Genomic DNA, 14,122 nt, shown 5'->3' on the forward strand with positions numbered 1-14,122 from the left:
TTTAACTATAAAGTCCAAAACTTGCAAGCCATGCTACGAAGACCCGTGGTACACCATTTAAGAAACGAGAATAAAGAACAGAAGGTACCCCAACCTCAACCGTTTCCGCTTCTGCCTCTTCTAATCCTAACCCAACTGGAATGAAATCACAGGCATTTTGAGTATTGATCGCAAATAATGCAGGTAGAGCAAGTTGAGGTGGAATCGTTCCTTTACCGATCTCGACCCCAATCAGAGTTCCAATCACTTGACTGATCACTGCCCCTGGTCCAAGTAACGGGGAGAGAAATGGCAGGGAACAAATAAAGCCAATGATCATCAATCCCCAAATATTGCCAGCCAATGGCGCCATTACATTCGCAAAGAAATTTCCAACGCCTGACCCTTGAATGATCCCAATCAACAGGGAAACAAATGCCATGAAGGGAATGACGGTATTGATCATCGTCTGAACCCCATCTCGTGCAGATTGGTTAAAGGTCGCAACGACTTTCCCGGCGCCCATCCCGATCTTGGCAATAAAATTTTGCTGCTCGGCTTTTTGCTCCGTGATTTTTTTCGAAGTATCGTAGGTAAATTCCCGCTTAGTAGCTGTTGCTTCATTGATGACAGTGATTGCTTCTTGCTCTTCGCTTAATGAAATTTGGTCGACCCCAACCGCTGAAACATAGATCTGTTCATTGATATATTGTGCTAATGGCCCGCTTTTCCCCGTTGCGACGACATTGATCGTCGGAATCCCTTTTTTGGGATAAATACCGCAACGTAGTGTGCCACCACAGTCAATGATTGCCAATGCAATTTCATCATCGGGAATCGATGTTTTAAAGCCATTGACTGCTTCCATTCCCGTTAATTCAACAATTTTATCAACGATTGCAGGTCGCTCACCACCACCAGTAATGTAAATAAATTTATGTCTTTCTTCTGTCGGCGTGATCACTAAGGGACCGCCATAACCACCGCTGCCTTTGACTACTCGTATACTTTTATACGTCATCTTGATTCCTCCTTATTCTGCCACTAGTTTGACGGTTTTACTCAAAGTGATGCCTTGCTGCTTACACACGTAAGCAGTCGTAAAGTCGGTGACCCAACCACCAATAAAGTTCATGATCATACCGACCAACAGATAACGAATCGCCAGCTCCATCGAGTTTAAGCCTAATGTTGTGATTCCTTGGGCAATACCCAACCATACAAAGAGTTCTCCCGGATTGATATGAGGAAATACCCCATTACTGGTGTGACAAAATTGCGCTTGTGAAGCATAATAGCTAGGTTTATAGTATTCAGGTAAAAAGCGAGCCATAGTAAACGACATTGGATTTCCTAACATAAAGGCAGATAGGAAAGGTAAAAGCAAATAGCGAGTAAAAGGATTTTTTGAAGATAAACGTGCCACTTTGGTCACGCGTTCTTCTCCTAAGAAAGCAATCAGCGTATTCATGGCGACCATCAGCATTAGCACCACTGGAACGATACCTGTCATCCATGAGATAAAGGTTTCTGCTCCGGTTTGAAAAAGGCTCATAAAACTTTCAGCAAATTTTGTAATATACTCCATTATTTTGCACTCCTTTTTTCTTTCATGTATATTTTCTCTTTCCATGTTTGTATTTGTATTTTCAACAGTGTTACAGGCGACACTCCTTGATTTTCGGTATAGTTCCCGGCTTCTGTGCGCAAATAGATTTCTCTGGCATTTTCCATCGCTTGAATCGTCAACTTGTTTTCTTTTTGCACATTGGGATGGTACTTATCGATATAATGAATATCTTCTCCTAGATAGACCGGCAGCTCTTTAAACTTCGCCAACACGGTTACCCCTTGCATCTTTCTGGCATCAAGAATGATCCCTGCTGGATCGACCGCAAATAAAACGATCGTTCCTGCTTTTATTTTCCCAGCTCTGCGTCCAATCGCTACCTTGCCTTTTTTGCGCAGTTGCTGATAGTTTTGATTAAAGTGTTTGATCTGTTTTAACCCAAAAAGAATTTGTAACAAATAGGCGCCTAAGGCAAAAATACCAAATAGATAAACAAAACTCATATAATCAACTCCTTCTGATAAAGCCATTCTTTCAATGCCAATAGATTTTCTCGGGCACTGATTTCTTCTCTGAAATCCGCGTTGCCAGCAATCGCAAATAATTCATCATAAATGCGCAACAAGTCTTGTTCGTTTTTCCCTGTCAATTCACTTGGAATACCTAACAAAAAAATCAGTTTGATATTGCCCTCAGGAGTAACCAATTTCCTTTTGAATACACCTATCGACAGAACGATTTTATCTGTTTGATCATTGATCGCATGGGGAAAGCCAATCTCAGAATCAAAAATCGTGGCATGTTTTTCCTCTCTTTGTCTGATTCGTTCCAAAAAGCACTCATCTACTATATGCTCCTTTGTTAATTCGGCGATCATTGACTGGACATTCTCTTGATAGGTCAAGTCAGGATCTAAGTGATTAAAATGTAAGAGGATCGACTGCTTCCCTACTGACTGCAAGCGTTCGGCTTTTTCCCACTCATTGCGCAACCAATGATCGTCAAATAAGTTGGTCAATTTAATGATTGGACTTTTCACTTGCTCTAAATGTTTTAATGGAATCGTCGTAAAAATGGCGAAGTAATCGGTCATATTTTCCTGCTGATAGGCTTCCTCTGATAAATGGGTGATGCGAATATCATTGCCTAAGACTCGTTCCAATTGACGACGAATGATCATCGCCGTACCTCTGCCACTGTGACAAACTACAGCAATTTGCTTTTTGGCTGGTTCGTTTTGTTGGCTTTTCAAAGCAAGTTCAAAATAAAGTGCTAGATAACTGATTTCGACTGTGGGTATGGTTCGACCAACCACTTCTTCAATCTCTTGTAGACCGACTTTGGCTAATTCATAGGCAAAGGGATATTGTCGCTCGATTTCGCCGTAAAACAAATCGCTTAATTTTGCTTGGACCACGATTCGGTTGATCATATACTTTAAGTGTTCTTTCATTTCTAAAAACAAAACTTTCTCATTGATATCCAAAACGAGCGTGCGATGGATTCGCTTTAGCATCGCTTTAAAGTACTGTTCGACTGCTGTCGGGACAACCGTACGCTCAATTAAGGAATTTGCAGATAAATTTAACGGGAACCAGAGAAAGTCCTGTTCTGTTTGACTTAAAGTCACTCGGTATTTGGTCTCTAGATGATAGATCAACTGCTCGATTTGTTCTTCTTCTTTGATGAAATTTGTATAACAATTCGGTATCGTCTCTAAATAATTCCCTTCAATGATCCTTTTCATGGAAATAGAAATCACTTTATACAGTAAACGACCATAATACTGCGGAATCCCTGAGAGAGAAATGATTTTTTGGATCATTGCTCGTGTATCGTTTTCTAAATGATTTTCATAAAAATAATCTTGTACATAATAGATGTAAAGCAATCGCAGATTAAATTCACTTCCTTTAATCTGAATCCCTCTATTTGGCGTTCCAACTACTTCTGTATCAAAAGGCTTGAGTAGCTTTTTTAGCATCCGAAAATCATTATAGACAGTACTCCTACTGATCCCTAGCGCTTCAGACAGATCGTCAATTAAAATAAATGACTTTTCCTCGATCAATTGTTTTAGGATAAATGCTACCCGCTTACTTGCTGAGTTAAAATCGGTTTCTTTTTTTAACTTTCCAGCCAAAATGAGTTCAAATTCTTCAGCGTCTTCTACCTCAATCGAATAGCTCTTTTTCCTTTGCACGATTTTCGCAATACCAATTAGTTCTTCATTAAGCAGATCAATACTACTCTTTACTGTTTTTGAACTACTGCTCAACTTTTTCTGTAAATCAATGATTGAAATATCCTTATGGGTTATTAACAAGTCTAAGATTTGATACCATCGATTTACGAATGCCATTTTATCCCCCTATTTCTATCCCCTAGTTTTTCCTCCCGCTACATTTGTTGTCACTCCTGTAATATAACTGGATCGATCAGACAGGTAATAGCAGACCAAGTCAGCTACTTCTGACAATTTGCCACTCCGACCTAGAGGAATTGTACTCGTTTTTGTGTATCCTTCTCGCAGTTTTTCAACTGTCGTCCCTCTTGTGTAAGCCAATGCCTCCTCATAGGCAGGCGTTCTCAAACCTGTTTCTTCCATGATGCCGGGTGCAATACCCACCACTCGAACATTTGATTTTCCTAATTCTTTTGCCCATGATCTTGTATAGCTATTGAGTGCCGCTTTGGTAGCAGCATATGCACTTTGCCCTTCAGATCCTTCAAGCCCTGATTCTGATGACATATTGATGATGACTCCAGATTTTTTATTGACCAATTCTCGGGCTACTGTTTGCGTCATTAGGAAAACGCCCTTTTGATTGATTGCACTCATCTTGTCAAAAATAGGATCTGACAATTCATATTTCCCATGAGGATCTTTCTTATCTACTAAAAGACGTGGAATATTGATCCCTGCATTGTTCACTAAACCATCGACAGTTCCAAACCGCTCAACGACTTTTTCTACACCTGACTCCACCTCTTCCCTTACTGAAATATCCGTTTCAACAAACAACAAATTGTCATGTTGTTGGGTAGCTTCTGTAAGGTCAAAATTTGCCACATTCACCCCTTGCTCTAATAAACTTTCGACAATCCTCTTTCCGATTCCTGAAGAACCTCCTGTTACGATCACGGTTTTTCCAGCTATATTTAACCAGTCTTTCATACGTTCCCTCCTACAATTTGATTACGCTTTCAGTATAAGCGTTGACCAATAATAATTAAGACAGGATTTTTTCAAAGATCTGGAAAAAAAGTGTACGAATTCACTGAATAATCTTCAGACCGTTTGCCTTATAAAACAATGCAATTTTATTTTGCAACTGAAAGAATTCATGTTGAAGCGACTTCTATTCTATCCTATCTTCTCCTTAGATGGAGCCATCCACTCTTTTTTAAAGGATGGTTTGTGTACTAATTGCTCTCGATTTTTCCACAACAAAGCCACTCCAATAACAAGCAGTCAAAGAAAGAAAAACTCCTACCTTTTTCTTCCACAAAAAAAGCTTAGGAAAATTCCCTAAGCTAATTGAAACGATTGAAATTAGAGTGTATTAAAAAGGCGGAGATTGGTTAGTACGCTCCTTAAGAATGACCCAACTCGTTGACTTTTTCAAATGAAGACTTCGGCGAAAGTCAATCTCAGATATCCGTTTAACCGTCTGGAAGCCAGCATATGTTGACACCTTATTTCCCCAAGTTCAGATATTCCCATTGAAAGAAATCATTCAGTTGTTGCCTGACAAGAAGAAGCTGTTTCCATTAGCACTTCATTCAATGTTTCGATGTTTTTTCTACCGTCTGTTTGCATCCATTGTCTTGCAGCAGCTTCTCCTTTAGTGGCAAATACCTTAACACCATCTGCCCAAGTTGCTCGCCCGCATAATACACCATTGAAGGTTGAACCAGCTGCTTTGGCAAAACGGAGGGTTTCTTGAAAAAGCTCCGCACTGACGCCCCCGCTAAGAAAAATAAATGGACAAGCAGTCATTTGGCTTTGTTCTTTAAAGAATGCTGCAGCCTCTTTTTGTGTATAGACAACTTCATTTCCGAACCCTTCAACAAACTTCATATTGACAGGAACTTCTACTTTCAAAACAGCCACGTTATAGCGCGACTCCGCAAAAACCTTCATCATTTGATTGACTTTATGTGGTTTGATCGTTGCGTATTCTTTCGATGTGTTATCCGAAATGGTCGCATCATAGGAGACTAGCTCTAAGAAAAAGGGCAGCCCTTCCGCCAGACATTCAGAACCGATTCGTTCTATATAAGCTTTCTTTTGATCGTTGATCGCATCGCTTTCGTCTACATCATAGTAGAGTAAAAACTTACAGGCATCTGCTCCTGCCTCTTTGAGCTTCTTGACTGACCAATAATTTAACGAGTCTGGGAGTCTCCCAGGCGTCGTTGCGTCATACCCCGTTTTTTCATAAGCCATCAATAGACCAGTTTGCTGAGCGCGTTCTTTTGCTGCCGGAAGTCCGTATTCTGGATCTAATAAAATAGCCGATGCATAGGGTGTTAGTTCTTCAGAGACGATGGTTTTAAACTGCTCGATCGCTGCATCCGACACTTCTTTTTTATATTGACTTAGCATCCTCTTTAATGCGCCTCTTTGATCGATCGCTAAGGCACTGATGATTCCTTTTGAATTACAAAGTTTTGTTACTGCTATCGGTTGCTTCATTGTCGTAGTCATTTTTTCAATTCCCTTCTAGATACTGATTCATTACTTGTAGTAAAGCTGTTTTAGAAGTAGTTGTTTGGATCGCTTTTTTAAAATCTTCTTTCATCAGCATCCTTGCCACTTGAGATAAAATCGTAAGGTGGGTACTCCCAGCTTCATTCTCTGGTATAAACATAGCGATGATCGTATGGATTTTTTGTCCGTCTAAACTGTCCCAATCGATTGCTTCTCTAAGTTTGATTACACTAATAAATGGTCGTCTAATAACACTGCTCTTCGCATGAGGAATGGCAAAACCATCCATCATGCCTGTAGAGCCTTGTTCTTCTCGAAGGATAAATGCTGCTTCCACTTCTGAAGCATTCGTAGCATCGCCTTGTCTCCGACTTTCTTTTGCTAGAAATGATAAAGCTTCTGCTTTATTCTTTAAGAGGGAATCGATAAAAATATATTCTTCCGTAATCATGCTTTCACGTCCATTCTCTGTTTGGCAACTTTTCTTTTTTGAACCAATCCTAGCAACAAACCACCTGCGATCGATCCTGCCAAAATCGCACTTACCCATAAAAGACCATGAGTAACAACGGGTAATACCAGGAAGCCACCATGAGGTGCAGGCACTTGCACTTTGAAGAGATAGGTCAGTACAGCAGCAATCGAAGAACCAAACATCATGATCGGTAACACTCTCAGCGGGTCTTTTGCCGCAAAAGGAATCGCTCCTTCTGTAATATGTGTTGAGCCTAAGATAAAATTGACTAATCCAGCATTTTTTTCATTTGCATCAAAATACTTCCCAAAGAATAAAACGGCAAAACCTGTAATCAATGGTGGGGCAATGCATGCTGCCGAAACTCCTGCCATGAAACTAGTATTTCCTTGTGCCAATAAAGCAGTACCTGTTACATAAGCTGCTTTATTGATTGGTCCTCCCATATCGAATGCACACATACAGCCAACAATAATTCCTAATACAAAGGGACTAGAGTTTTCGAAACCAGCTAAGAAGGACATCATTGCTTCGTTGATTGTTGCCATCGGTCCTGACACAAAGTCCATAATCAGTCCTGTAATCAAGACTCCTAAAACAGGATAAAGAAAAATTGCTTTCAAACCATCTAATGATTTAGGTAAAAGAATCAATGCCTTCATCAGACCTAGCACGACATAACCGGCTAAGAAACCTGAAACGATCCCACCTAAGAAACCAGTGCCGCCGTCTGCCGCGATCAAGCCCCCAACAAACCCAACCACTAGTCCTGGTCGTTTCGCGATGCTCTCCGCAATAAATGCTGATAGGATCGGGACCATCATACTCATAGCAAAACCACCGATTCCATTGAGTCGGGCAGCAAATTCGTTGTACTGAGCGTTAGTTGGATCAGCCGAATAAATCCCCCAAAGAAATGAAATAGCAATCAAGACTCCCCCACTGACCACAAACGGCAACATATGAGAGACACCATTCATTAAGTTTTTGTAGATCGTATGTCCAATCCCACTGACGGCTACTTCTTCTTTATCGGTCGGAACAGATTGCTTCGACTGTTTGATTTTCCCTGCACCCTCTAAGGCATCAGCGATCAATTGATCCGCATTGCGAATGCCCGAAGCTACCGGGACATCAATGATTTTTTTGCCTGCAAAACGTTCGGCTTGAACATCTTTATCAGCCGCGATAATGACTGCGTCGGCAGCTTCGATCTCTTTAGCAGTCAATGCATTTTCGATCCCAATCTGTCCATGAGTCTCTACTTTGATCGAAATGCCTCGCTTCTTAGCGGCTTGCTCTAATGCTTCTTGTGCCATATACGTATGCGCGATCCCCGTCGGACATCCCGTCGCAGCTACTATCTGAAATTTTGTCATTTATGGACTTCCTTTCTATGAACATGTATTTGCGCTTCCAATTCAGGGATATCTAAAAAGTCAGTCAATCCCTTTTTAAAAGCAGTTGAACTTCCCGCTGCAATACTTCTTTTCAATGTATGAGAAACCTTCTCCTTGCGAACCATCCCAGCAATAAAGGTCCCTAATAAGCTGTCTCCCGCACAGGCTGTATTTACCACTTTGCCTTTTGGAGCATTAGCGATCAGACAAGTTGCTTCATTTAAAAAAATCCCCCCCTCACTTCCTAAAGACAGCAACACATTTTGCGCTCCTTCTGCAATTAACATTTGACCGTATTTCTGATAATCTTCGGGTGCGATCGTGGCGACATCAAATAGTGTCGCTAACTCTTCTTCATTTGGTTTGATTAAGTAAGGACGATACTGCAAACATTCCCGAACTTCCTTATAACTACTATCAATAATCAGCTTGACTTCTCGTTCCTGACAGATTTTACTGATCTCAATCAAAACCGTCGGCTGAACACCTTTTGGCAAACTCCCAGAAACACAGAGAAAATCACCTGGAATAAGAGTCTTGATTTTTGCTAACAATCGTTCCACATTTTCTGGACTGATCGCTGGTCCTTGATTGACCAATTTATATTCTTTGTTTTCTTCGTTGACTTGTGTAAAGACATTGATCCTTGTCATTCCATTAACCGCTACAAAATCGTTCTTGATGTGCTTTTCGCTTAAAAAATCTTCAATATATTTTCCTGTAAAGCCACCACTAAATCCTAAAGCAGTGCTGGGAATACCTAGCATTTTCAAAATAAGAGAAACGTTCACCCCTTTGCCATTGGCTTGGATATCATCATCTAGTGTACGATTGACAACTTGAGGCAAAAGCTGTTCTGTTTCAATAAATAAGTCAATCGCTAAATTCATCGTGCATGTGTAAATCGTTCCCATAATTGTTCCTCCTTGCTGTACCTTAAGTATGCACTGTTTCTGAATGTACATGTTTTCTAAAACGATCCATTCTGTTGAAAACATTTTCAATCTTGTTTGATTCCATTTGATTTTCAGATACAATCACACTAAAATAGCGATAAGAGGTGGCAAGATGGACAACAAATTAAGTGAAGCAGAACTATTTTTATGGAATTACATTACGCAAAACCTTTCAGAAATTCCGAGCCTTTCGATTATCAAACTAAGTGAACTGGCAAATGTTTCAACGACAACGATCGTCCGAACCATGAAGAAAAAGGGCTATGAGGGCTACACCTCTTTTAAACATCATTTAAAAGAGCAATCGAATATGACCTTGAATTTTTCAAACGTGGAGATGGTGGATGAAGAGATCCGTCGCTCCATTATTAAAAATGAACAAGAAGTCATTCGTACCTTAAATATGCTGGATACGGGCACTATTGAAGATGCGATCCAAAAAATATACAACGCGAAACGAATCGTTATTTTTGCACGGGGCTTTTCAGAATTGATTGGGGAAGAAATGAAGACAAAATTTCAACTGGTGGATAAATATTGTGAGTTGTACACTGATCCCAATATTATCACTACGATCAGTAAGCGTTTACGCAAAGAAGATACCGTGATTTTTGTTTCATTAAATGGGGAAACCGAAGAATTAGTCATCGCGGCTCAAAATTGTTACGACAAAGAAATCGGATCGCTTTTGATCACCGCCTCAAAAGAAAGCCGCTTGCTGGAATTAGTCGAGCTTTCTTTGATTGGCTTCAAATCAGAAATTTCCTTTTTCCCTGATTATGAAGTCCGCTCACGACTGCCCTTATCGGTCATTGCTCGAATATTGTTGGATTCTTATGCGATTCGCATCAAGAAAAAATAAGCAGACTCACTCGAAATCAATAAAAAAAGTCTTTTCGCCCTCATAGTGTTTCTGCTATGAGCGAGCGAAAAGACTTTTTTGCTGAATGATTTGGATGCAGTCTCTTAAAATCGCTACTGACTGCTAGCGATTTTAAGAGTTATTACCTTCGCAGAAGTGTTTACTCTGCTGCTAAAATATCTTCCTTGGCATGGATCATTTGAGTCAAAAAGTCACAATAAGGCGTTGGCACTTGGTACTTGCGGCCTTTTCGTGAGATTGCGCCATTGATATAATCGATCTCGGTTTTGCGATGATTATTGATCAAATCTTGATACATGGATGGATAGTGCATTCCGATGCCTTCTGGATCATAGGTTTCCTCAATATGGTGGACTACTTCGGATACATCCAGTTGAACAGATTCATGGGTAGCAACTGCCGCAAATTCTTCCACAATCGTTTGGACCATCGCACGCGCCGTTGAGGTTTGTCCGAATTGGGCAATATTCACATTTAAAATCGAACACAAACCATTTAGTGTGCCGTTGACACAGGCTTTGCGATAGATGGAGTAGCGAATGTTCTCAGAATAAGACGCATTTAACCCAGCATCAGCCAAGACTGCCGCTAATTGACGGGCATCTTCTTCTTTGCCCGGTTCGATATTTTGCAGTTCTACAGAACCATCCCCAAACAAGCGAACATTACCAGGACCAATCAAGTCCGCCGTCCAAATGGTATTTCCTAAAAAGATTTTATCCGTGCTGACATATTTTTCAATCGTGTCCTCATGACCGATCCCGTTTAATAAGCATAAGACTTTCGTTTGCTCTCCGATCATCGGTTTGATCGTTTGCATCATTTGATCCAGTTGCATCGCTTTAGTAAAGACCAGGATCAAGTCTGCTTGTACAGTCGTTGGGATCTCATTTTGCGAATAGATCGAAAAAGGGACTGCGATCTCTTCACCGTTTAAGTTCGCTCGTAATCCGTGTTCACGGATCGCTTCGATATGCGCCGGCCAGCCGTCGATCAACGTGACGTCATTTCCGCCTCTTTTTAGCATAATAGCAAAACGGCTGCCCATAGCACCTGCACCAGCAATAACAATTTTCATCTGAATTCCTCTTTCCTCTTCCACAATTAGGTATAGTTTACTCTAAAATCGTGAAATATGCGAGAGCCTTGCGTTTTTTCTCGATAGGAAAGAAAAAAGAACAATTGGAATAGTTAGATTTTTCAGATAATTAAAAAACGGTCGTTTCCAATTTTGTCCATTCAAAAAGTCGCACGGAAGATTGAAAACTTGACTGAGCGAAACCAGTTTTCGGACTCACGTGCGACCCTTCTATTCAATTATTTCCTGTGAAACAGTTGTCGTTTTAGGCAGTGACTGTTTCATTGTTTGTTGTAAAGTTTTTTAGCCGTTCAGCTTTTTCCGCTTCTGTGATCCCATGTTGTTCCACGTAACGGTTGTGTTCGTGGATGGCACAATCATAGCTACAGGCACCTAAATGGGCAGCTTGATTTTCTTCAGAAGTCAAAAATTGGCGATTGCATTCTGGGTTGGCACAGTTTACATAGCGCTCGCAAGGTGTGCCATCAAACCAGTCGCGACCGATAACTTTTTTATCCACATGATTGATTTCCACACTAATGCGTTCATCAAAGACGTACATTTTGCCATCCCAAAGCTCGCCTTGAACTTCTGGGTCATTCCCATAAGCAAAGATACCACCATGAAGTTGGGCCACATCATCAAAGCCTTCTCGCAGCAACCAGCCTGAGAATTTTTCACAACGGATACCACCAGTACAATAAGTAACGACTTTTTTATCCATAAATTTTTCTTTATTATCGATGATCCATTGCGGCAACTCACGGAAGCTGCGGATATCGGGACGAACGGCTCCTCGGAAATGGCCTAAGTCATATTCATAATCGTTACGGGCATCGATCACCACGGTATCTTCATCTAACAAAGCTTCTTTGAACGCTTTAGGATCTAAATATTTTCCAGTCATTTCTAATGGATCGATGTCATCTTCCAGGTTCAATGAAACCAATTCTTTGCGCGGACGAACGAATAGCTTTTTAAACGCATGTTCTTCTACTTCATCGATTTTATAAAAAATCCCTTTAAAACGGGGATCAGCTTCCATTTTTTCCATATAGCGATTTGTTGCTTCAACCGTTCCAGAAAGCGTGCCATTGATCCCTTCATTGGCTACTAAAATACGGCCCTTGATGCCAATTTCTTTTCCAAATGCTAAATGCTCCTTGGCGAAGCTTTCCGGATCTTCAATTGTTGTATATTTATAAAATAATAAAACGCGGTATGTCAAACCAATTCCTCCTTTTTTTGCACCCTACAGTATAGGTTATCGCGTGACAAAAAACGAGTTTTATGCTTGTACCTTTTCACACAATCTTTTTCTTTGAGCAAACAGTGTCATGGATTGGTTTGATTGAGCTCTGCCACGAAAAAAGCTGTGACTTGATCCATCGTTTCTCCACGCACCAGATGGCGTTCTTCTCGCGAGATAAACTGCAGATTTGCTTCTGGATTTTCTGCCACAAAGGCTTCCACATCACCATAAGGAATTTTCTCATCTTGGGTACCATGCCAAAATAAAAGGGGACGCTGTCCTAATTTCTCTGGTTGAGAAGACAGATCGTAAGCATCCATCCAGCTTAAAAGCTGACCATAATCCTCGGGTACAAAGAACCCAGCAGCGCCGGCGTGCATTTGGATGCGGTCACGGTATTTCAACATGGAAGGAGAACCCATGATACAAGCTGCCGCTGTGATTTCTGGATGCTGGCATAATAAACCACACGTGGTCATCCCTCCCATGGAGACACCGCCAACTGCGATCTGACCGTTGACCAAACCAAGGTTTTCAAAAAAATCGACTAAGTAAGAAAACTCAAATAGATTGGTTTGGATACTTTGCCAAAAAGTTAAAGAAGGAATCTCCGATAGCTGGGTCTTGCGCTCCCCATGATTGGCTGCATCTGGCAAGACCACCCGAAAACCTTCTCTAGCCAACTTTCTGCCTTGTGTCAACACTAATTCTTTACTCGTCTGCCAACCATGATAGTAAATAATCAATGGCAGCGGTTCATAAATCATTTCTTCTGGTACGACTTCTAAGACCGGAATATTCCCGATTTTTCTTTTTCGAACAGCTAATTTCATTCTTTTCCACCTCAGCTTAAGTATACAAAAAGTCGCCAAAAGCGCCACTGATACGCTGTAAAAAAAGATCATACCCGAAGAGTATGATCCGTTTTTTCGTTTATGAATGTAAGACCGCTTCTCGAGCCAATGCCAAACAACCGAGCGTTCCAGCGTTGTCTTCCAATGCTGGGGTCACGATATATTTGCTTAACTCAGGTGTTTCGACATACCCATTGACCAATTTTGCAAATGCGTCATGGACGTTTTGCAGCATATGGCGTTGTTTCATCACACCACCGCCAAAAATGATCACATCTGGAGAAAACATCAAAGTTGTATTGTAGGCACATTGAGCAATATAGGAGGCTTCGATTTCCCAATAAGGATCATCTTCTGCAACCTCTTGTCCTTTTTTCCCTAAGCGTTTTTCGATGGCGGGTCCAGCGGCCATCCCTTCTAAACAGTTGCCATGAAATGGACAGCTGCCAGCAAAGTCATCTTTTGGATGAGGGACGACGAGCATATGCCCCATTTCTGGATGACTAAATCCTTCGATAAAGCGCCCTTCTTGTAAGGCACCGCCGCCAACACCTGTACCGATCGTGTAGTAAACGACACTACTCAATCCTTTGCCACTGCCGAAGACATACTCACCATAGGCAGCCGCATTGACATCTGTTGTCCAAGAAATCGGGATCGGAAATTCTTTTTTCATGGTACCGATGAAATCAAAATTTTGCCATGCCAATTTCGGGGTTGAGGTAATGTACCCATAAGTGGCAGAATCGCGATGGATATCGATGGGCCCAAATGAGCCAATCCCAATCCCTGCTAAATCTGCTTGGTATTGTTTGAAGAAATCAATGACTAAAGGCATTGTTTCCTCAGGTGTCGTTGTCGGAAAGCTCACTCTTTCCTTGATCGTCATTTCTTCATCGCCAATGGCACACACAAATTTTGTGCCGCCTGCTTCAATCGAACCGTATAACATGCACAT

General features: G+C 41.1%; 14 protein-coding genes. 1 reads left to right on the forward strand and 13 read right to left on the reverse strand.

Going from position 1 to position 14,122, the window contains the following annotated elements; all coding sequences use genetic code 11:
* Position 1: 1 nt before the first annotated feature.
* The 9 genes from srlE to pfkB all read right to left on the reverse strand — a co-directional run bounded on the left by srlE (position 2) and on the right by pfkB (position 9,055).
* Entirely contained in the window at positions 2-1,000 is a 999-nt protein-coding gene (srlE, locus tag IGJ12_RS14000; protein WP_430619137.1) for a PTS glucitol/sorbitol transporter subunit IIB, read from the reverse strand.
* A 12-nt stretch (positions 1,001-1,012) separates the two neighbouring features.
* Complete coding sequence (gene srlA / locus IGJ12_RS14005; protein WP_430619138.1) at positions 1,013-1,567, reverse strand: PTS glucitol/sorbitol transporter subunit IIC; 555 nt, start codon at positions 1,565-1,567, stop codon at positions 1,013-1,015.
* Positions 1,567-2,052, reverse strand: coding sequence for a transcriptional regulator GutM (locus tag IGJ12_RS14010; protein WP_430619139.1), 486 nt, complete (start codon positions 2,050-2,052; stop codon positions 1,567-1,569). The genes srlA and IGJ12_RS14010 overlap by 1 nt, the downstream gene beginning before the upstream one ends.
* A complete protein-coding gene (locus tag IGJ12_RS14015; protein ID WP_430619140.1) occupies positions 2,049-3,911 on the reverse strand; it encodes a BglG family transcription antiterminator in 1,863 nt (620 codons plus the stop codon). The genes IGJ12_RS14010 and IGJ12_RS14015 overlap by 4 nt, the downstream gene beginning before the upstream one ends.
* A gap of 15 nt (positions 3,912-3,926) precedes the next feature.
* Positions 3,927-4,727 carry an SDR family oxidoreductase gene (locus IGJ12_RS14020; RefSeq protein ID WP_430619141.1) on the reverse strand — a complete coding sequence of 267 codons (801 nt, stop codon included), beginning with the start codon at positions 4,725-4,727 and terminating at the stop codon, positions 3,927-3,929.
* Positions 4,728-5,285: 558 nt separating this feature from the next.
* Entirely contained in the window at positions 5,286-6,263 is a 978-nt protein-coding gene (gene lacD / locus IGJ12_RS14025; RefSeq protein WP_008380331.1) for a tagatose-bisphosphate aldolase, read from the reverse strand.
* Between the two features lie 4 nt (positions 6,264-6,267).
* Positions 6,268-6,717, reverse strand: a complete 450-nt coding sequence (locus IGJ12_RS14030; RefSeq protein WP_008380329.1) for a PTS sugar transporter subunit IIA — start codon at positions 6,715-6,717, stop codon at positions 6,268-6,270.
* The gene (locus IGJ12_RS14035; protein ID WP_016621854.1) at positions 6,714-8,120 is read right to left on the reverse strand and encodes a PTS fructose transporter subunit IIC; all 1,407 of its coding nucleotides are present in this window, start codon (positions 8,118-8,120) and stop codon (positions 6,714-6,716) included. Before IGJ12_RS14035 ends, IGJ12_RS14030 begins: the two co-directional genes overlap by 4 nt.
* Positions 8,117-9,055: a 1-phosphofructokinase gene (pfkB, locus tag IGJ12_RS14040; RefSeq protein ID WP_430619142.1), complete on the reverse strand. Its 939-nt coding sequence runs from the start codon at positions 9,053-9,055 to the stop codon at positions 8,117-8,119. Before pfkB ends, IGJ12_RS14035 begins: the two co-directional genes overlap by 4 nt.
* A gap of 154 nt (positions 9,056-9,209) precedes the next feature.
* On the opposite strand from pfkB, the gene IGJ12_RS14045 reads away from it, so the two are divergent.
* Positions 9,210-9,959, forward strand: a complete 750-nt coding sequence (locus IGJ12_RS14045) for a MurR/RpiR family transcriptional regulator (RefSeq protein WP_008380325.1) — start codon at positions 9,210-9,212, stop codon at positions 9,957-9,959.
* Between the two features lie 160 nt (positions 9,960-10,119).
* On the opposite strand, the gene IGJ12_RS14050 is transcribed toward IGJ12_RS14045, so the two are convergent.
* From IGJ12_RS14050 to scrK, 4 genes are all read right to left on the reverse strand, one after another.
* Positions 10,120-11,058, reverse strand: a complete 939-nt coding sequence (locus tag IGJ12_RS14050) for a 2-dehydropantoate 2-reductase (RefSeq protein WP_086316570.1) — start codon at positions 11,056-11,058, stop codon at positions 10,120-10,122.
* Between the two features lie 265 nt (positions 11,059-11,323).
* Entirely contained in the window at positions 11,324-12,286 is a 963-nt protein-coding gene (locus tag IGJ12_RS14055; protein WP_016612875.1) for a rhodanese-related sulfurtransferase, read from the reverse strand.
* Between the two features lie 107 nt (positions 12,287-12,393).
* Entirely contained in the window at positions 12,394-13,143 is a 750-nt protein-coding gene (locus IGJ12_RS14060) for an alpha/beta fold hydrolase (protein WP_010749998.1), read from the reverse strand.
* A gap of 100 nt (positions 13,144-13,243) precedes the next feature.
* A complete protein-coding gene (scrK, locus tag IGJ12_RS14065; RefSeq protein ID WP_002347415.1) occupies positions 13,244-14,116 on the reverse strand; it encodes a fructokinase ScrK in 873 nt (290 codons plus the stop codon).
* Between the last annotated feature and the right edge of the window lie 6 nt (positions 14,117-14,122).

Origin of the sequence: Enterococcus sp. DIV0802b, from assembly GCF_050543535.1 — a bacterium.
Lineage (GTDB): Bacteria > Bacillota > Bacilli > Lactobacillales > Enterococcaceae > Enterococcus_D > Enterococcus_D entomosocium.